Consider the following 17,999-nt stretch of genomic DNA (forward strand, 5'->3'; position numbering starts at 1 on the left):
GCCGCTCCTAGAAGTACGTGCGGATGTAGTCGACGACCGTGCCGTCCGCCTCCACCAGCGGAATCAGCTGCCACTTGTCGAAGGACGTGCAGGGGTGCGAGAGGCCCATGCCGATCCAGTCGCCCACCTGGAGGTCCGCCTCCGGGGTCGTACGCAGCCAGGCGTGCTGGTCCGAGAGGCCGGTGACCGTGATGCCGGCGGCCGGGTGCTCGGCACCGCCGCGGCGCACCGCCTGCGCCTCGGGCAGATCCAGGTCGTACGCCGCGTCCCGCTTGCCCGCGTTGGCGAAGGCCTGCTCGGGGGAGGGGCGGGAGACGACCTGGGCCCAGAGGCGGAAGGCGGGGTGGAGGGCGCCCTCCTCCGGGACGCGGGTGAACGGGGTGAGCTTGCGGTAGTGGCCGTCGTCGTGCGAGACGTACGCACCGGAGCGCAGCAACTTCAGGACGGGCAGCGACAGTTCGGGGAGCTCGGCGAAGACGTCCGCGACCGCGTCGAACCAGGCGCTGCCGCCCGCGCTGACGACGATCTCCTCGCGGCCCGCGAACCGGCCCGCCTTGTCGAACTCCGCCGCGAGCGCGGTCAGACGGCGCAGCCAGGCGTGCACGCGCTCCGGGTCGGCGCCCGGGACCTCGCCCTCGTAGCCCGCCACACCCACCAGCCGCAGCGTCGCGGTCGCGGCCACCGCGTCCGCGACCGCCGCGCACTCCGCCTCCGTACGGACGCCGGTACGCGCGCCCTCACCGGCGGCGAGTTCGACGACGACGTCCACCGGGCGGGAGGTCCCGCGCAGGGCGGCGTCCATCAGGGCGACGCCGCGTACGGAGTCGACGTAACAGATGAATCGGAAGTCCGGGTCCTTCGCCAGCTCGGAGGCGATCCAGCGCAGTGCCGCCGCGTCGACGAGTTCGTTCGCGAGGAAGATCCGGTCGATCCCGAACTCCCGTGCCACGCGCACCTGGTGAGGGACCGCGAGCGTGATGCCCCAGGCACCGTGCTCGATCTGCCGCCAGAACAGCTGCGGGGCCATCGAGGTCTTGCCGTGCGGGGCGAAGGTGAGGCCGTGGCGGGCCGCGTAGGTCTCCATGAGGGCGAGGTTGTGCGTCAGACGCTCGGCGGAGAGGGCGAGGACGGGGGTGGTGAAGCCGCCGGTGAAGAGGTTGCGGCGCTGGGCGGCGAGCTCGCCGACGGTCAGGCCCGCGGCGTCCGGGGGGAGGCCCTTGAAGCGGTGGTCGACGCGCTCCGCCGTGAGAGCGGCCAGTGGTGCTGCGGCGGTGTCGGCGCCCATGGGGCCTCCCTGGTGAGGTGCGTTGCACTGTCTGCAACGGTCATTGCGTATGTCGCTTACTGCTGTCTAACATCCCAGCCAACGCAGGGTCAACGGTGCCGTTGGCCGCGAGAGCGAGGAGTCCCCACCATCGTGACCATCAACGGGCAGGCCTGTGCCGCATCCCACGATGTCGCCCCCTTCGACGTCGTCGCGCTCGGCGAGTCCATGGTCACGTTCCTGCCCACGCGCGCCGGGCGCCTCGCCGACGTGCCGTCCTTCGAGCGGGGGATCGGCGGCGCGGAGTCGAACGTGGCGTGCGTGCTCGCCGCCGCGGGGCACTCCGTGCGGTGGGTCGGGCGGGTCGGCGCCGACGGGTTCGGCGACCACCTGGTGGAGGCGATCACCTCGTACGGCGTCGACACCTCCGCCGTACGACGTGATCCCGGGCGTCCGACCGGCATCTACTTCCGCACCGCGGGGGACCGGGCGACCGACGCCCACGAAGTGGCGTACTACCGGGCGGGGTCCGCGGCCTCCGCGATGGCCGTGCAGAACGTGGACCTGGACGCCGTCCGCGCGGGCCGTGTCCTCCACCTCTCCGGGATCACCGCCGCGCTCTCCGGCGACTGCCTCGGTCTGATGCGCGAACTCACCGCACCCCGCCCCGGCCGCCCGCTCGTCTCCTTCGACGTCAACCACCGCCCGGGGCTGTGGCGCGACGCCGGCACGCCGCGGGTACTGCTCGACCTCGCGCGCGGCGCCGACATCGTGTTCGTCGGCGACGACGAGGCCCGGGAGGCCTGGGGGCTGCGAGGCGCCGCCGCGATCCGGGCGGCGCTTCCCGAGCCGGACGTCCTGGTCGTCAAGCAGGGCAGGGGCGGGGCGATCGTGTTCGAGAAGAGCGTCGACGGAAGGGCCGAGGACGGCGGGGGCGTCGAGGACGCCACGGACATCGCCACGGACACCGCCCCGGACATCGCCACGGACACAGCCACGGACATCGCCACGGACACAGCCACGGACATCGTCACGGACACTGCCACGTTCGTACGGGCCCTGCGGGTCGACGTCGTGGCCGCCGTCGGTGCCGGAGACGCCTTCGCCGCCGGTTTCCTCTCCGCGACCCTGCGGGGACTGACCGCCCGGGAGCGGCTCCGGCACGGCCACCTCATGGCGGCCGCCGCCCTCACCGTCCCCGGCGACCTCGCCGCACCTCCCGCGCGCGACCACGCCGACCGGCTGGCCGCTCTGGACGACAGTGCGTGGGAGACACTTCGACTCGGCCCCGGCTGGACCGAAGCCGTCACGCGGGCCGACGAGGAGGTATGTACCCCATGAGCCAGACCGTCGACCGGGCGCTGAGCATCCTGCCGCTCCTCGCCGAGGGACCCGCCGACCTCGGGCAGGTCGCCGACCGCCTCGGCGTGCACAAGTCCACGGCGCTCCGCCTCCTGCGCACCCTGCACGAGCACGGGCTCGTCTACCGCCAGTCGGACCAGCGCTACCGCCTCGGCGCCCGTCTCTTCGCCCTCGCCCAGGAGGCCGTCGAGAACCTCGACATCCGCGAGATCGCCCACCCCCACCTCGTACGCCTCAACGAGCAGTGCGGGCACACCGTCCACCTCGCGGTGCACGAGGAGGGCGAGGTCCTCTACATCGACAAGGTGGAGAGCCGCTACCCCGTGCGGATGTACTCGCGGATCGGGAAGCCCGTCGCCATCACCGTCGCCGCCGTCGCGAAGCTCCTCCTCGCCGACCTCCCCGAAGCCGAGCGCCGCGCCCTCGCGGAGAAGCTCGACTACCCCATGTACACGGCCCGTTCGATCCCGGGCGCCGCTGCCTTCCTCAAGGAGCTGGCGACGGTGCGCGAACAGGGCTGGGCCACCGACCTCGGCGGCCACGAGGAATCCATCAACTGCGTGGCCGCCCCCATCCGAGGCACCGACGGACGGGTCGTCGCCGCGATGTCGGTCTCCGCGCCCAACGTCGTCGTCACCGCCGACGAACTCCTCACGCTGCTCCCGCTGGTGCGCCGTACGGCGGACGCCATCAGCCGCGAGTACTCCGGCAAGTCCTCCACGAAGGAATGAATGCAGCATGACTGAGAAGATCGCCCTCACCCCCAAGACCCACACCACCCCGCCCGCCAAGTTCTCGCACGGCGTGAAGAAGGGGAACATCCTGCAGGTGGCCGGGCAGGTCGGCTTCCTGCCGGCCGAGGAGGGCAAGCCGCCCACGCCCGCCGGGCCCACCCTGCGCGAGCAGACCCTCCAGACCCTCGCCAACGTTCAGGCGATCCTCGAAGAGGGCGGCGCGACCTGGGACGACGCGATGATGATCCGCGTCTACCTCACGGACGTCGACCACTTCGCCGAGATGAACCAGATCTACAACACCTACTTCGAGGAGCAGGGCCTCACCGCGCCCCCCGCCGCCCGCACGACGGTCTACGTCGGTCTGCCGGCCGGACTCCTCATCGAGATCGACGCGCTCGCCGTACTCGGCTGACGCCCACAGGAGCCGACGCCGCACGTGGGCCGATGCCTCACATGGACTGACGCCTCACATGGACTGACGCCCCACACGGGCTGATGCTCCATCAACTCCCGCACCCCGTATGTCATCACGGCACGGCACCCCTCACCCCTGGGGCGTCGTGCCGCGATCCCCCCTGCCCGAAAGCACCATGTACTTAAGAAGAGGTCCCCCTTGCTCTCCCATCCGCTCGCCGCGACAGCCCCAGCCGCCCCGGCGCCGGTCCACACCGGCGGTCTGCTCCTCCTCGTCGACGGCACCGCGGGGCTGCTCACGGTCGCCGCCCTCGGTATCGCGCTCCTCCTCTTCCTGATCATCAAGGCCAGGATCCAGCCGTTCGTCGCGCTGCTCGCCGTCTCCATAGCCGTCGGCCTCGCGGCCGGACTCTCGGTCACCGAACTCTTCGGCACGGTCCAGCGCTCCGACGCGGTCTCCACCATCGAGTCAGGCATGGGCGGCATCCTCGGCCATGTCGCGATCATCATCGGCCTGGGCACGATGCTCGGCGCGATCCTCGAAGTCAGCGGCGGCGCCGAGGTGTTGGCGTCCCGGCTGCTGAACCTCTTCGGCGAGAAGCGGGCGCCCCTGGCCATGGGCCTCACGGGCCTGATCTTCGGCATCCCGGTCTTCTTCGACGTCGGCATCTTCGTCCTCGCGCCGATCGTGTACGCCGCCGCCAAGCGCTCGGGCAAGTCGATCCTGCTCTACTGCCTGCCGCTGCTGGCGGGCCTGTCGATGACCCACGCGTTCCTGCCCCCGCACCCGGGTCCGGTCGCCGCCGCGGGACTGCTCCACGTACAGCTCGGCTGGGTCATCCTCATGGGCGTCGTCTGCGGCCTCCCCGCCGTGCTCGCCGCCTGGGTCTACGCCGCCTGGATCGGCAAGCGGATCTTCGTCGCCGTACCGCAGGACATGGTCGAGGCCGCCGCCGAGGCCAAGCTGGCCGTCATCGAGGAGCAGCGCGCGGCGGGAGTGGAGCCGCGTGAGAAGCCGGTGCCGCTGGGCACGGTCCTCGGCATCATCGGTACGCCGCTGGTGCTGATCCTGGCGGCCACCTTCTCGTCGATCGCCCTCGACCCCTCCACGGGCCGTTCGGTGATCGAGTTCTTCGGCAGCCCGTTCGTGGCTCTGACGATCGCCCTGCTTCTCGCGTACTACCTGCTGGGCATCCGCCGCGGCTGGTCCCGCAAGTCCCTGGAGACCGTGTCGACCTCGTCCCTGAAGCCGGTCGGCAACATCCTGCTGGTGGTCGGCGCGGGCGGTATCTTCGGCGCCGTACTGAAGGCGAGCGGTGTCGCCCAGGCCCTCTCGGACACCTTCAACGACGTCGGCCTTCCGGTGATCGTCCTCTCCTACCTGATCTCCCTGGTCCTGCGGGTCGCCCAGGGCTCGGCGACGGTCGCGATCGTCACGACGGCGGGCATCGTGGCGCCCCTGCTGGCCGAAGGCGACCACTCCCAGGCTTTCGTCGCCCTGGTCATCATGGCGATCTCGGCGGGCTCCATCTTCGCCTCGCACGTCAACGACGGCGGTTTCTGGATGGTCGCCAAGTACTTCGGCATCAGCGAGCGCGACACGCTCAAGACCTGGACGGTCCTGGAGTCGGTCCTGTCGGTGGCGGGCTTCGCGATGGCGGCGGTACTGAGCCTCTTCGTCTAGCCCGCGACGTCCAGTCCACGACCTCCAGCCCACGACCTCCAGCCCACGAAAGGCGTCAACTGACCCTGTGATCCAGGGGCTGACTGTTGCTGACACAGGATCGTCGACCATACTGCCCGCTGTGGAGCAGCGCATAGGTTCGAAGAGTCAGCCCCTGGATGCCGCCGCGGTCAACCCGGCGTACATCCCCGGGCTCACGTCACCCGCGCCCGCGGAGCCGGAAGACGCGGTGCAGGACGCCGAGGTCGAGGAGACCGAGGAAGCCGCCTCTGACGAGGTCACCGCCGAGGAGGCGGCTTCCGACCAGGATGAGGCCGAGGCCGAGGATGAGGCCGACGCCGACGCCGACCCCGACGATGAGGCAGAGGAGGAGTCCGCCGAAGCCGAGGCGCCCGACCCCGACGGCCCCGTCTTCGAGGCGTCCGACCGGCGCGCCTCGATCGCGGCCGACCACAGCGGCGTACGACTGCGCCTGGACGACCAGGAGGCGGAGTTCCGCTGGGACGAGATCGGGGCCGTCGAGACGGAGACGCCCCGCTTCGGGAAGCGGTTCACCATCACGGTGCACACACCGGACCGCCGCTGGTACCCGATCGAGATCGAGGCGACGGCCCGGGCGCGCTTCAAGGAGTGGGAGACGCAGCTCGACGAGGTCCTGGACGCCTACTTCCAGGAATAGCCCGGTCGGCTGGCTCAGCTCGCTCGGCTCTCTCGGCTTGCTCAACCCGCTCAGCTCGCGCAGTACTGCGCCTCCTTGCCGATCGACCGGTACATGCAGTCGGCGTTCTCCAGGAGTTGCAGTACCGCGTCGCGGTTGCGTGATGTCTCGCGCTCGATGACCTCGTCGGGCGGGTAGAAGCCGCCGCCGGAGCTGGACGTCGGGTACATCTCGAAGGTGTAGCTGAAGATCTTCTGGGTGCCCCAGAGGTAGTCGTCGATCGAGCCGTCCGTGATGTACAGGTCGCTGGACTGCTCGGGCGTGTAGCCGTTGCTGGCGGCCATCTTCTGGCCGACGGCGGCGAACGCGTTGCGGTCGTCGGTCGTCATGCCCGTCGCCGTGTCGGACGTGGTGTACCCGAAGGGCCACAGCACCAGTTCGCTGTACGTGTGGAAGTCGATCCCGGCGGTGATCTGCTGCTTGCCGCCGACGACCCGGCCGCGTACGAAGTCGGCGACCACCTTCACCTCGGGGGCGGACTCGGCGGACGCGCCGCGGTAGGTCTCGGAGGACGTGGAGCCCGAAGAGCCGCCGCAGCAGCCGAACTTGTAGTTCCAGTTGCGGTTGAGGTCCGTACCGACGTACGACGAACCGGAGTTGGGCTGGCGGTTCTTGCGCCACGAGCGGTACGAGCCGGTGGCGATGTCGTACTCGCCGCCGTCGGGGTTCAGGTCCGGGACGATCCAGATCTCGCGGTTGTTCACCATGTTGGTGACGCGGGAGTCGGAGCCGTAGCCCGCGCCGAGTTCGCGTAGCAGATACAGCGCCATCTCGACGGTGAGGTGCTCGCGGGCGTGCTGGTGGAAGGTGAAGAGGACCTCGGGCTCCGCCTCGTCGGTCGCGACGTTGTCGCTGACCTTGATGGCGACGATGTCCCGGCCCTGGTACGACTTGCCGATCACCTTCTTGCTCATGATGCTCGGGTACGCCGCGAGCCGCTGGTCGATCTCCGTGTTCGTCTCGGCGTAGTTGTGGTACTTCGAGTCCGCCGTCGGGAAGTCGAGGATCCGTACGTCGTCGGCACTGCTCGCACGGTTCGGTGCCGACCCCAGCAGTGAGACGTCGTAACCGAGTTGGCGCAGCTTCTTGATCTGGTCCGCGCGGCCGGAGACGACGACGGTCTCCTCGTCGGCCTCGTCCACGCTGACGCCGGTCTGCTGGATCGCCGCACGGGTCACCGGTGTGGTGCTCTGGTGGATCTCGTACTGGCGGATGTCGTCGGACGAGGGCGCGGGGGCCTTCACTCCGCTCGCCGTGGCGTCGGTGGCCGTGGCGGTGAGGGGGGCCGCGAGGGCGAGGGCCGCGAGCACGGCGAGGGCGGCGGTACGCCGGCCGCTTCTGCTTTTGCCGTTGAGGTTGCCGCTGCCGCTGCCGCGTATGCGAAGTCGCATGAAGTCTCCTTGTTTCTCCAGGGATTCCGGGGTCTCCGGAAGTGGGGAGTGGAGCGGGGGGTGGTTCAGTGCGACGTACTTGGTGCGGGTGCGAAGTACGGGTGTGCGCGGGTGTGGCGCTCATGGTGGGGGTGTGGCATGAGCAGGTCAAGAGTGGATAAAGGGCCGGTGGCGGGAATCGGCCGAAAATCGGCCGGGCGTACGCGTGGCGTATGCCCGGCCGGTGGCGCGACGGGCTGAGGCCGTCACGGGTCGTCCCGGGCTATCCCGGGCGGTGCCCCCGGGTCGTGCGGCAGCTCGGTCAGGAGGCGACCTTGCGCCACGTCTCGCTGGTGGCGATCGCCTTGAGCTGCTTCATTGTGAGCGCCGGTGCCTTGCGCGTCGCGGCGCTGCTCTGGCTGCCGGAGTTGAAGGCGCTGACCACCACCCGCAGGCCGTCGGTCCTGAGGGTGTCGGCGGTCCACATGACGACTCCGGCGCCGCCCTTCTCGCCGGGAACCTGATGCGTGGCGATCTTCGTGCCGTCGGGCAGGGTCTCGGCGTCGGAGCCGAAGAGCTGGTCCGCAGCCGTCCGCCCGGACCTCTCTCATGCGCGCCCCCAGTGCCTGCTTCGTACCGCCTCACCTCATTGATGCGCCGGGCCCACGGAAATGTTTCAACCTGCTTCGGGCCCAGGCGGCCTACCCGGTGCGCTGGACCCGTAGAAAGAGCCGCCCGACCCCCGGCGCGTGCAGCGTCCGGGGGCAGGCGGCTTCCGTATCTCTGTCGGCTAGCGGCTAGCGGCTAGCGGCTAGCGGTGTCGGCTGTCAGCCGAGCGCGTGCACGTGCGGACCCACCGCGTTCGACCACGCGTTGCCCGCCGCCGCGTCCCAGTTCGTGGACCAGGTCATGGCGCCGCGCAGGGTGGGGTACGTCTTGGACGGCTTGAAGGTGCCGCAGTTCGTGCCCTGGGTGAGGCAGTCGAGGGCGTTGTTCACGATGGTGGGCGAGACATAGCCGCTGCCCGCGCCGCTGGTGGAGGCCGGGAGGCCGAGGCCCACCTGGGCCGGGGACAGGCCGCCCTCCAGCTGGATGCAGGCGAGGGCCGTCAGGAAGTCCACCGAGCCCTGGCTGTACACCTTGCCGTCGCAGCCGAGCATCGAACCGCTGTTGTAGTACTGCATGTTGACGACGGTCAGGATGTCCTTGATGTTCAGGGCCGTCTGGAAGTAGGTGTTCGAGGTGGACTGCATGTCGATCGTCTGCGGGGCCATCGTGATGACGAGGGACGAGCCCGCCTTCGTGGAGAGGGACCTCAGGGCCTGCGACATGTACGTCGCGTTGAGGCCGTTCTCCAGGTCGATGTCGACGCCGTCGAAGCCGTACGTCTGCATGAGGGAGTAGACGGAGTTCGCGAAGTTCGTCGCGGAGGCCGAGTCGCTCACCGACACCGTGCCGTTCTGGCCGCCGATGGAGATGATGACCTTCTTGCCCGCGGCCTGCTTGGCCTTGATGTCCGCCTTGAACTGGTCGACGGTGTAGCCGCCCAGCCCGGCCGAGTCGAGGGTGAAGCTCACCGCGCCGGGTGTGGTGGTGGCGTCGGCGAAGGCGACGGCGATGATGTCGTACGCGGACTGCACGTCGGAGATCTTCTGGACGGTCGCGCCGTTGTTGAAGTTCTGCCAGTAGCCCGTGACGGCGTGGGCGGGCACGGTGCCACCGCCGCCGCTCGAGGACGCGGTCGTCGTACCGGTGACCGCCGACGACTTCGCCGACTCACCGGCCGAGTTCGTCGCCGTGACCTGGAAGGAGTACGAGGTCGAGGCGGCGAGTCCGGAGACGGTCGCCGAAGTCCCCGTCACCGACTGGACCTTGGTGCCGTCCTGGTAGACGTTGTAGCCGGTCGCGCCCGACACCGTGCTCCAGGACAGTGAGACGGACGAGGAGGTCGTGGACGCGACGGCCAGACCGGCCGGCGCCGCGGGGATCGTCGGGGCCGGGTCGGTGCCACCGCCGCCGTCGGGGCCGTACACCGACAGGTCGTCCGCGTAGTACGCGGCCTGTCCGTACCAGCCGTGCGTGTACACCGTCACCGAGGTCGTCGACGCGCCCGTGGTGAAGGTGGTCGTCAGCTGCTTCCAGGAGGAGGAGTCGGGCGTCCACGTCGACACGTCCGTCGTTCCCGTGCCCGTCGCGCCGAGGTAGGCGTACCCGCCCTGCACCCAGGCGCTCAGCGTGTACGTGGAGTTCGGCTGGACGGCGACCGCCTGGGTGCACTGGGCGTTGTCCTGCCCGGCGGGCGTGGCCTTCAGCGCGGCGGAGCCGCCGTGCACCGGCGAGGAGACGGTCGTACCGCTGCTCGCGGAACAGGTCCAGTTGCTCAGGCCCGACTCGTAGCCGCCGTTCTTGGCGTTGTTGACGTCGGCGGCCGAGGCGTCGGTGGCGAGGCCGGTGAGGGTGAGGGCTGACGCGGCGAGGGCGGCGGCGAGGAGTCCCGCCCAGGTGCGTCTGCGTCCGGGCATGCCTGATACGCGGTCCACTGGGACCTCCGATGAGGGGGAGGGGAGGGGAGACGAGGGGAAGGGATACGGAACGGTGGCCACCGTTGACGTACAAGCTGGTCCAGACCAATTCGGTTGTCAAGACCTCTGGAACCTTCAACGTCCCTGCCGGGCCCCCGAGTTGTGGCATGTTCGCCTCACTCTGCGTTGATCACGCCCGCACCTTCGGTGAGATGATCTCGGGGATTCGGTGTTGAGCGGGGCATGCCGTGGATATGGTGCAGATGCAGGAGGACGTCACAGTGACGATCTGTCGCCATCTGTGACGGTCCATGGCGAAACAGGGGCCATCTGAGGCGGCGGTTGACCACCCCGCCGCAGTGAACGGGGTGTGTGCAGCGTGCCGACCGCGATAGCCGTCACCAGTCCCGATCTGGTGCTGCCACCGCACGACCGGCAGACCCCGCCCGCGGTCGTCCAGCCGCTCGACACCCTCGAGAACTCCCTCACCGGGATGCACGCGCTCATCGAGCAGCACGGGTACGTCATCTCGCTCTACCCGGCCTCGGTCCCCGGGGAGGTCACCCGGCGGCTGCACACGGTCCGCTCCGTCCTGGAGAGCGACCGCATCGCGCTGCTCGGCATCGACCTGCCGCCGCTCGGACTCGCCCTGCTGGCCCAGCAGTTGCGGCAGCTGTCGGTCTGCGACTTCAGCCCCGGCGTACTCGCCTCCTCCGCCCGCCTGCTCGCCCACTACATCTACGCCGGCGCCCTGCTCGGCTCGGTCACCAAGCTCGACCGGATCCCGGTGACCCTGAAGGCGCACGCCAAGTCGTGGGTGCCGGGCGCCCAGTTCGCCGTACTCGCCAATCCACGGCCGCAGCTCGTCAGAGTCGGCCAAGAGGAGCTGGCCGGGCCCGAGTTCGGCACCCGGCTGCTCGTCGCCGAGGGCCAGCCGCCCTCCGACTGGGTCACGGCGACCCTCGCGCCCGGCTGGCGCGTCCAGAGTGCCGCGACCGTGCCGCTGCCGGAGGAGTCGGCCCGCTGGTGGGGCACCTCGCGCCTCGTCGAGTTCGCCGCCGGCCTGTACGACGTCTCCGTGCTCTACCAGCTCGTGTCGTCCGTCCGGCGGGAGGAGTGCCACTGGTGCGGCCTCGAACTCATCGGTGACCGCTGCGGGTTCTGCGCCGCGCCGCTGCCCCCGCCGGCGGAGCTTCCGGCTCCCGCCGTACGGGCAGCCTCTTCTGTACGCGCGCTGCCCCGGGGCGCCACGTAAGCACACCTGAACAACAACAGGCACGACCGCCGACCCCGCCGTCCCCCGCAGATCGAGGTTGTCCGGAGCATGCTGCATCACCCCGGGGGACAACCCCCGGACCCCCGGCAGGAAAGACAGCTCCGGCCCGTTCCCGGTAAGCCACTACGAGGTGAGATTCAGTGAACTCGCGCCAGCGCCGCGGCGTCATCCTGCTGGTCCTCTCGGCCCTGTGCGCCCTGGGCGCCTTCGCCGGAGTGCTCTCGGTGATCCGTGACGTGAACTCCAAGGTCGGCCCGGAGGTGGTGGCGTACCGCCTGAAGAGCGACATCGCGCCCTACAAGGAGCTGTCGGCCGACCAGTTCGAGAAGATCTCGATGCCCAAGCGGTGGCTGTCGTCCACGGCCGTCACGCGGCTCAGTCAGATCCGCGGAAAGATCGCGGTCACCCAGCTGGAGAAGGGCTCCCTGCTCCAGACCGACATGATCGTGGACCGGCCCGCGCTGGAGGCGGGCCAGCAGGAGATCGCGATCATGATCGACGCGGCGACGGGTGTCGCGGGCAAGATCAACCCGGGCGCGCGGGTCAACATCTACGCCACCTTCAAGGCCCAGAACGACAAGGGCACCGACCAGTCCAAGGTCATCGTCGAGAACGCCCGCGTCATCGACGTCGGCAAGCTCACCGCGCTCGACCCCGGCCAGTCCAGCTCCGAGCGCAGCCGCACCGCCACCCAGGCCGTCCCCATCACCTTCGCGCTCGACACCGCCGACGCCCAACGCGTCGCGTACGCCGAGTCGTTCGCCGAACACGTCCGGCTCGCCCTGGTCGCGGGCGGCTCCGACACGACCGTCCCGCCCGGCGACCGTACGTACACCCTCGACGAGGACAAGTAGGAGGCCGCGCATGAGGTCCACGCCTACGGGGCGGTACCGATGGCCACGCACGGGGTCTACGGCTATGGGGCTGTGCGCAGGGCCGGGCACGGCGGTCGTGGGGCTGTGCCGATGACCATCCGCATTCTCCCCGCCGTCGGGGACATCGACTCGGCCCGCGCGCTCACCACGCTGCTGAGCCAGCTCGCCGACGCCGAACCGGCCCCGCCCGTCCCCGACTCGACGGCCCTCCTCGACACCTTGGCGCGGCTGGCCGGTGACTCCCTGGACGAGCTGCCCGAGGTCGTCCTGGTCCACGAACGGATCGGCCCCGTCCCGGCGTTGGACCTGATCCGCGACCTGGTCCTGCGCTTCCCCGCCGTCGGCGTCGTCCTCATCACCGCCGACACCAGCACCGGCGTGCTCACCGCCGCCATGGACTCCGGCGCCCGGGGCATCATCGGCCTGCCGCTGGGCTACGACGCCCTCGCCGAACGCGTCCAGGCGGCCGCCGCGTGGTCGCTCGGCATGCGCCGCCACCTCGGCAGCGGTACGCCCGAGCTGTACGCGGGCCCCGGCGGCACCGTCGTCACGGTGACCGGCGCGAAGGGCGGCGTCGGCGCGACGGTGACGGCCGTCCAGCTCGCCCTCGCCGCACGGGCGTCGGGCCGCACCGTGGCGTTGGTGGACCTCGACCTCCAGTCCGGGGACGTGGCGTCGTACCTGGACGTGCAGTTCCGGCGGTCGGTGGCCGACCTCGCCTCGATCAGCGACATCAACCCCCGTGTGCTCCAGGACGCGGTCTACACCCACGACAGCGGCATCGGGCTGCTGCTGGCCCCCGCCGAGGGCGAACGCGGCGAGGAGGTCACCGACCGGGTGACCCGCCAGGTCCTGGCCGCCCTGCGCTCCCGCCACGACGTGGTGGTCGTCGACTGCGGCTCCCAGATGAACTCCGCGACCGCCGCCGCCGTGGAGATGGCCGACCAGGCCCTGCTCCTCGTCACCCCCGACGTCGTGGCCGTCCGCGCCGCCAAACGCATGGTGCGCATGTGGGACCGCCTCCAGATCCGCAAGGCGGAGGAGACGACGACCGTCGTCAACCGCTCCACTCGCGGCACGGAGATCCAGCCCTCCCTCGTCGAACGCGTCACCGGCACCAAGGTCGCCCGCTCCACGGTGCCCGCCGCCTTCAAGGAACTCCAGTCCGTGGTCGACGCGGGCCGCCTCCAGGACCTGGACGCCCGCTCCACCGTGAAGCAGGCGCTGTGGGCCCTGGCGGGCGAACTGGGGCTCGTGGTCGCCCAGGAGAGCGGGGGCGGCGGCCGACGTCGCAAGGCGTCCTCGGACCGCGGCGCGCTGGCTCTCCGCCGCCGGGGCGGCGACCGGGGAGCGGTCACGCTGGAGTTCGCCGGCATGTTCCCGCTGCTGCTGGTCGTGATGACGATCCTCTGGCAGTGCGTGCTGTACGGCTATACGTACACGTTGGCCGGGAACGCGGCGGACGAGGCGGCTCGGGCGGCGACGGCGGCGTACGCGGTCAACGGCGACGTCGCGGGCGCGTGCCAGGCGGCGGGCGACAAACATCTCCCGGGCGCCTGGAAGGGCGCCACCATCAACTGCACCCCCGCAGGCTCGGTGATGACGGCCACCGTCGAGGCCGACGTCCCTCTCTTCTTCCCGGGCTTCGACGCGGGGTGGCATGTGAGCGGGGACGCGGGGGCGGCGTTGGAGGGGGACGGGGGATGACCCGGGTGACAGTCGGCGGAACACCTACTGGGCGCGCGCAGCCCATTCGGCCCGCGCAGCCTGCTCGGCGCACGGAGCCTGCCCGGCGCTCGGATCCTGCGGCCCGCTCAACGCGGGGGGCTCGCACAGTGCCTGCGGCTCGGACTGCGCCTGCGGCCCGAACAGTGCCTGCCCACCACCTCACATCCGCTCACCCCCTCACTCCTGCTCACCCCTCGACGCCCGCTCGCCCCCTCACTCCCGCTCACCCCTCCACGCCCGCTCAAGAAAATCCGCCGCGACGGCGAGCAGCCACGACGGCGGATTCCGGCGGTGCCGAACCGGCCGCGACCCCGGCGCAGCCGAGCCACGGGGCGAAGCCGGGCCACGACGCGAAGCCGACCCGCGACGCCCAGCCGCGTCACCGCCGCTGGGGCGACCGAGGCGTCTCCATCCTGGAGTTCGCCGGATTCCTCCCCATCCTGCTCGTCATCGGTATGGCCGCCATCCAGCTGGGCCTCATCGGATACGGCATCAACCAGGCAGGGTCCGGGGCGCGAGCCGCCGCCCGGGTGGCCTCGCAGGGCGGTGACGGCGCGGCGGCAGGGCAGGCCGCGGTGAGCGGTTGGCTCGACCCGGCCGTATCGGCTCCCGAGGGACCCGACGTCACCACCGCGACGGTCACCGTCAAAGTCCCCGCCGTCATCCCGCTCTTCGACGGCTGGACCGTAGTGCGCCACGCGACCATGCCCACCGACGACTGACCGGGAGGAGCCGAAGACATGAGCCTGCGTTCCCGTATCGCCGCCCCCGACGAGGGAGGGCCCGCCCGTGAGGACGGACACCTCGTCGCCGTCTATCGCGCGAAGCTCCTCGAAGAGATCGACCTCGCCGAGATGTCGAGCCTGGCGGCAGCCGAACGCCGGGTACGCCTGGAGCGCGTGCTCGGCCACATCATCAGCCGCGAGGGCCCGGTCCTCTCCTCCGCCGAACGCTCCCAGCTGATCCGCAGGGTCGTGGACGAGGCCCTCGGCCTCGGCGTCCTCGAACCTCTCCTCGCCGACGCGTCGATCACCGAGATCATGGTCAACGGCCCGGACTCGATCTTCGTGGAGCGAGCCGGACGCGTCGAACAGCTCCCCCTCCGCTTCGCCTCCAACGAACAGCTCATGCAGACCATCGAACGCATCGTCTCCACGGTGAACAGGCGCGTCGACGAGTCGAACCCCATGGTCGACGCCCGCCTCCCCACCGGCGAGCGCGTCAACGTCATCATCCCGCCGCTCGCCCTCACCGGTCCGACCCTCACGATCCGCCGCTTCCCCCGCGCGTACACCCTCCCCGAGCTCATCGGCCTGGGTTCCCTGGACGAGCAGATGCTCATGCTCCTCGCGGCCTTCGTACGGGCCCGTTTCAACGTCATCGTCAGCGGCGGAACGGGCAGCGGAAAGACGACCCTTCTCAACGCCCTCTCCGGACTCATCCCCGTCCACGAACGCATCATCACCATCGAGGACTCGGCCGAACTCCAGCTCCAGCAGGAGCACGTCATCCGCCTCGAGTCCCGCCCCCCGAACGTCGAGGGCAAGGGCCAGATCACCATCCGCGACCTGGTCCGCAACTCCCTGCGCATGCGCCCCGACCGCATCATCGTCGGCGAGGTCCGCGGCGGCGAGACCCTCGACATGCTCCAGGCCATGTCCACCGGCCACGACGGCTCGCTCGCCACGGTCCACTCGAACTCCGCCGAGGACGCCCTGATGAGGCTCCAGACCCTCGGCTCGATGTCCGAGGTCCAGATCCCCTTCGAGGCTCTGAAGGATCAGATCAACTCGGCGGTCGACGTGGTCGTCCAGCTGGCCCGGCACGCCGACGGCTCCCGCAAGGTCGTGGAGATAGCCCTGCTCGTCTCGCACGGCCGGGAACAGTTCCGTATCGCGCCGGTCACCCGCTTCGTCCCCCGCCCCGTCGGCGCCGACCGCGTCGTCCGCGGCCACTTCGAGCACCTCCCGCTGCCGCGCCAGATCGCGGAGAAGCTGTACGTCGCCAACGAGCCGCTGCCGCCCGCCTTCGGCGTCGCGGAGGCCATCGACGTACTCGACACCAGGCAGGCCATCGGATGACGACCCCCGCGACCCCCGCCCCCGAAGGGAGGCAGCCATGAACAACCCCGACCTCCTCGCCCTCGGCGCCACCGTCCTCGGCGGCACACTCGCCGTCGCGGGCGTGCACACGTACGCCTCGGGGCGTGCCCAGCGCCAGGCCCTCGTCGACCGCCTCTCCGGCGGCGGCCCGCTGCGCACGGCGGCGGGCCGCGTACGCCGCTTCGCGGGCATCGACCGCCGGCTGCGCCGCACCCGCCTCGGCCGCACGATCCACCTGCGGCTGTCGGCGACGGGACTCGACGTGACGGCGGGGGAGTTCTTCACGTACGTCACCGCCGTGGTGGTGGCGCTGTGGCTGATCGCCGCCTCCGTACTCGCCCCCTTCTTCGGCCCGATCGCCGCCCTCGTGGGCGTCTGGAGCGCGGCCATCTTCCTCAACTGGCAGCGCCAGAAGCGCATCGAGGCCTTCATCAACCAACTCCCCGACGTGGCCCGCCTGCTGGCGAACGCGACCGCCGCGGGACTGGCCCTGCGCACGGCGCTCGCGATGGCGGCGGAGGAACTGGAAGCCCCGGCCGGCGAGGAACTCGCCCACGTGGCCGACCAGTTGACGATGGGCAGAACGGTCGACGACGCCCTCGCCGAACTCGCCGAACGCCTCCCTTCCCGCGAGCTGATCGTTCTCGTCACCACCCTCGTCCTCGCCAACAAGGCGGGCGGATCGGTGGTCAGCTCCCTGCGCAACCTCACCCAGACCCTGGAGGACCGCAAGGAGACCCGCCGCGAGGTCCGCACGATGCTCTCCGAGGTGAACGCGACGGCCTTCACGGTCCCGTTCCTCGGCATCGGCTCCCTGGTGCTGATCAACTCCTCGAACGAGGGAGCGCTGGCCCGCGTCACCGGCAGCCCGCTCGGCCAGGCCCTGGTCCTGATCTCGCTGGGCCTCTACACCGTCGGCTTCTTCGTCATCCGCCGCCTCGGCAAGATCGAAGTATGAGGGAGGGGTTACGTTGCCGGCCTTGCTGCTAGCCGTCCTGATGGGCGTGGCTGTCGCGGGCGTCCTCCTGGGCATCCGCATGATCCGCGCCGACGCCAAGCTGCCCAGCGACCTCGCGCTCGCCCTGGAGGTCGGCGCGACCCGCGTCTCCAAGGCGGACTCCGCCGTCGACCGCCTCGGCATGCGTTTCGCGCCCCTGGTCCTGCGCCTGATGGGCCCCCGCCGCGTCGACGCCAAGCGCCGCCGCATCGACATGGCGGGCAACCCCGGCGGCCTGACCCTCAACCGTTACGCCGCCCGCCGCGCGGTGTACGGCATCTTCGGCGTCGTACTCGGCCTGGTCTTTCTCTCCAACGGCCAACTCCTCTTCGCCGCACTCACGTTGGCCTTCGGCCTGATCGCCGCCGACGCCCTCATCTGGCAGGCCGTCCGCGAGCGCAAGGAGGTCATCGACCGCACCCTCCCCGACTTCCTCGACGTCCTCGCCGTCGTCGTCTCGGCGGGCCTCGGCTTCCGCCAGGCCCTCGACCGGGTGGCGGAGAAGTACGAGGGCCCGTGGGCGGACGAGCTGAGGATCACTTTGCGGCAGATGGACATGGGCGTGAGCCGCCGCCAGGCGTTCGATGAACTGCGCAAGCGCAACTCGTCCGAGCAGGTGGCTCAGTTCGTCTCCGCGCTCCAGCAGGGCGAGGAACTGGGCTCCCCCATCGCCGAGACCCTGATCCAGCTCGCCAACGACATGCGCCGCACCGACGCCCAGAACGCCCGCCGCCGCGCCGCCAAGACCATCCCCAAGGCGACCATGGTGACCCTCGTCTTCATGCTCCCGGCGACGATGATCCTGATCGCGACGGGCATGTTCCTGGGCTCGGGCACGAACTTCGGCTCGATTTTGGGCCGCTGATGAGGATCCGGCCGACTTCGCTGTGGGCAATCGTGCCGTTCACTTTGGGGCGGCACCCGTCCCAAGGAGAGCGGCACCCGGTCAG

At 70.5% G+C, this 17,999-nt stretch carries 15 protein-coding genes and 1 pseudogene; 12 read left to right on the top strand and 4 right to left on the bottom strand.

Annotated features, from left to right (window positions below; genetic code table 11):
* Positions 1 to 7 precede the first annotated feature (7 nt).
* Positions 8 to 1,285, bottom strand: a complete 1,278-nt coding sequence (locus ACZ4WS_RS06480; protein WP_467977729.1) for an amino acid deaminase — start codon at positions 1,283 to 1,285, stop codon at positions 8 to 10.
* Between the two features lie 207 nt (positions 1,286 to 1,492).
* Here ACZ4WS_RS06480 and ACZ4WS_RS06485 point away from each other — a divergent pair, with 207 nt between their 5' ends.
* The 5 genes from ACZ4WS_RS06485 (at position 1,493) to ACZ4WS_RS06505 (ending at position 6,140) form a co-directional block, all read left to right on the top strand.
* Positions 1,493 to 2,605, top strand: coding sequence for a sugar kinase (locus ACZ4WS_RS06485; RefSeq protein ID WP_467978327.1), 1,113 nt, complete (start codon positions 1,493 to 1,495; stop codon positions 2,603 to 2,605).
* Positions 2,602 to 3,357 carry an IclR family transcriptional regulator gene (locus ACZ4WS_RS06490; protein WP_467977731.1) on the top strand — a complete coding sequence of 252 codons (756 nt, stop codon included), beginning with the start codon at positions 2,602 to 2,604 and terminating at the stop codon, positions 3,355 to 3,357. Before ACZ4WS_RS06485 ends, ACZ4WS_RS06490 begins: the two co-directional genes overlap by 4 nt.
* A gap of 7 nt (positions 3,358 to 3,364) precedes the next feature.
* Positions 3,365 to 3,775 (top strand): RidA family protein, encoded by a 411-nt coding sequence (locus tag ACZ4WS_RS06495; protein WP_467977733.1) that lies wholly within the window; start codon positions 3,365 to 3,367, stop codon positions 3,773 to 3,775.
* Between the two features lie 201 nt (positions 3,776 to 3,976).
* The gene (locus ACZ4WS_RS06500) at positions 3,977 to 5,461 is read left to right on the top strand and encodes a GntP family permease (RefSeq protein WP_467977735.1); all 1,485 of its coding nucleotides are present in this window, start codon (positions 3,977 to 3,979) and stop codon (positions 5,459 to 5,461) included.
* Positions 5,462 to 5,582: 121 nt separating this feature from the next.
* On the top strand, positions 5,583 to 6,140 hold the full coding sequence (locus tag ACZ4WS_RS06505) for a hypothetical protein (protein ID WP_467977737.1): 558 nt from the start codon (positions 5,583 to 5,585) through the stop codon (positions 6,138 to 6,140).
* 50 nt (positions 6,141 to 6,190) lie between these two features.
* Here the strand turns inward: ACZ4WS_RS06505 and ACZ4WS_RS06510 are convergent, their stop codons facing one another.
* The 3 genes and pseudogenes from ACZ4WS_RS06510 to ACZ4WS_RS06520 form a co-directional block, all read right to left on the bottom strand.
* Entirely contained in the window at positions 6,191 to 7,570 is a 1,380-nt protein-coding gene (locus tag ACZ4WS_RS06510) for a M14 family metallopeptidase (protein WP_467977739.1), read from the bottom strand.
* 301 nt (positions 7,571 to 7,871) lie between these two features.
* Positions 7,872 to 8,135 (bottom strand): annotated as a pseudogene (locus tag ACZ4WS_RS06515) (hypothetical protein); the annotation flags it as partial.
* Between the two features lie 241 nt (positions 8,136 to 8,376).
* Complete coding sequence (locus tag ACZ4WS_RS06520; protein ID WP_467977741.1) at positions 8,377 to 10,071, bottom strand: chitinase; 1,695 nt, start codon at positions 10,069 to 10,071, stop codon at positions 8,377 to 8,379.
* A 379-nt stretch (positions 10,072 to 10,450) separates the two neighbouring features.
* On the opposite strand from ACZ4WS_RS06520, the gene ACZ4WS_RS06525 reads away from it, so the two are divergent.
* From ACZ4WS_RS06525 to ACZ4WS_RS06555, 7 genes are all read left to right on the top strand, one after another.
* Positions 10,451 to 11,326, top strand: coding sequence for a hypothetical protein (locus tag ACZ4WS_RS06525; protein ID WP_467977742.1), 876 nt, complete (start codon positions 10,451 to 10,453; stop codon positions 11,324 to 11,326).
* 161 nt (positions 11,327 to 11,487) lie between these two features.
* Positions 11,488 to 12,201: a Flp pilus assembly protein CpaB gene (cpaB, locus tag ACZ4WS_RS06530; protein ID WP_467977744.1), complete on the top strand. Its 714-nt coding sequence runs from the start codon at positions 11,488 to 11,490 to the stop codon at positions 12,199 to 12,201.
* 111 nt (positions 12,202 to 12,312) lie between these two features.
* The gene (locus tag ACZ4WS_RS06535) at positions 12,313 to 13,929 is read left to right on the top strand and encodes an AAA family ATPase (protein WP_467977746.1); all 1,617 of its coding nucleotides are present in this window, start codon (positions 12,313 to 12,315) and stop codon (positions 13,927 to 13,929) included.
* A 164-nt stretch (positions 13,930 to 14,093) separates the two neighbouring features.
* Positions 14,094 to 14,672, top strand: coding sequence for a TadE family protein (locus tag ACZ4WS_RS06540; protein ID WP_467977748.1), 579 nt, complete (start codon positions 14,094 to 14,096; stop codon positions 14,670 to 14,672).
* An 18-nt stretch (positions 14,673 to 14,690) separates the two neighbouring features.
* Positions 14,691 to 16,031 carry a CpaF family protein gene (locus tag ACZ4WS_RS06545; RefSeq protein ID WP_467977750.1) on the top strand — a complete coding sequence of 447 codons (1,341 nt, stop codon included), beginning with the start codon at positions 14,691 to 14,693 and terminating at the stop codon, positions 16,029 to 16,031.
* A gap of 37 nt (positions 16,032 to 16,068) precedes the next feature.
* Positions 16,069 to 17,010, top strand: coding sequence for a type II secretion system F family protein (locus ACZ4WS_RS06550; protein ID WP_467977752.1), 942 nt, complete (start codon positions 16,069 to 16,071; stop codon positions 17,008 to 17,010).
* A gap of 13 nt (positions 17,011 to 17,023) precedes the next feature.
* Positions 17,024 to 17,914 (top strand): DUF5936 domain-containing protein, encoded by an 891-nt coding sequence (locus ACZ4WS_RS06555; protein ID WP_467977754.1) that lies wholly within the window; start codon positions 17,024 to 17,026, stop codon positions 17,912 to 17,914.
* Positions 17,915 to 17,999 lie beyond the last annotated feature (85 nt).

The sequence above is a fragment of the Streptomyces sp. NPDC029292 genome (assembly GCF_055569295.1).

Excerpts from the sequence above, each read along its gene's own strand:
- ACZ4WS_RS06480 (WP_467977729.1), bottom strand. The coding sequence starts at position 1,285 with ATGGGCGCCGACACCGCCGCAGCACCACTGGCCGCTCTCACGGCGGAG.
- ACZ4WS_RS06485 (WP_467978327.1), top strand. The coding sequence starts at position 1,493 with ATGGTCACGTTCCTGCCCACGCGCGCCGGGCGCCTCGCCGACGTGCCG.
- ACZ4WS_RS06490 (WP_467977731.1), top strand. The coding sequence starts at position 2,602 with ATGAGCCAGACCGTCGACCGGGCGCTGAGCATCCTGCCGCTCCTCGCC.
- ACZ4WS_RS06495 (WP_467977733.1), top strand. The coding sequence starts at position 3,365 with ATGACTGAGAAGATCGCCCTCACCCCCAAGACCCACACCACCCCGCCC.
- ACZ4WS_RS06510 (WP_467977739.1), bottom strand. The coding sequence starts at position 7,570 with ATGCGACTTCGCATACGCGGCAGCGGCAGCGGCAACCTCAACGGCAAA.
- ACZ4WS_RS06520 (WP_467977741.1), bottom strand. The coding sequence starts at position 10,071 with ATGCCCGGACGCAGACGCACCTGGGCGGGACTCCTCGCCGCCGCCCTC.
- ACZ4WS_RS06535 (WP_467977746.1), top strand. The coding sequence starts at position 12,313 with ATGACCATCCGCATTCTCCCCGCCGTCGGGGACATCGACTCGGCCCGC.
- ACZ4WS_RS06545 (WP_467977750.1), top strand. The coding sequence starts at position 14,691 with ATGAGCCTGCGTTCCCGTATCGCCGCCCCCGACGAGGGAGGGCCCGCC.
- ACZ4WS_RS06550 (WP_467977752.1), top strand. The coding sequence starts at position 16,069 with ATGAACAACCCCGACCTCCTCGCCCTCGGCGCCACCGTCCTCGGCGGC.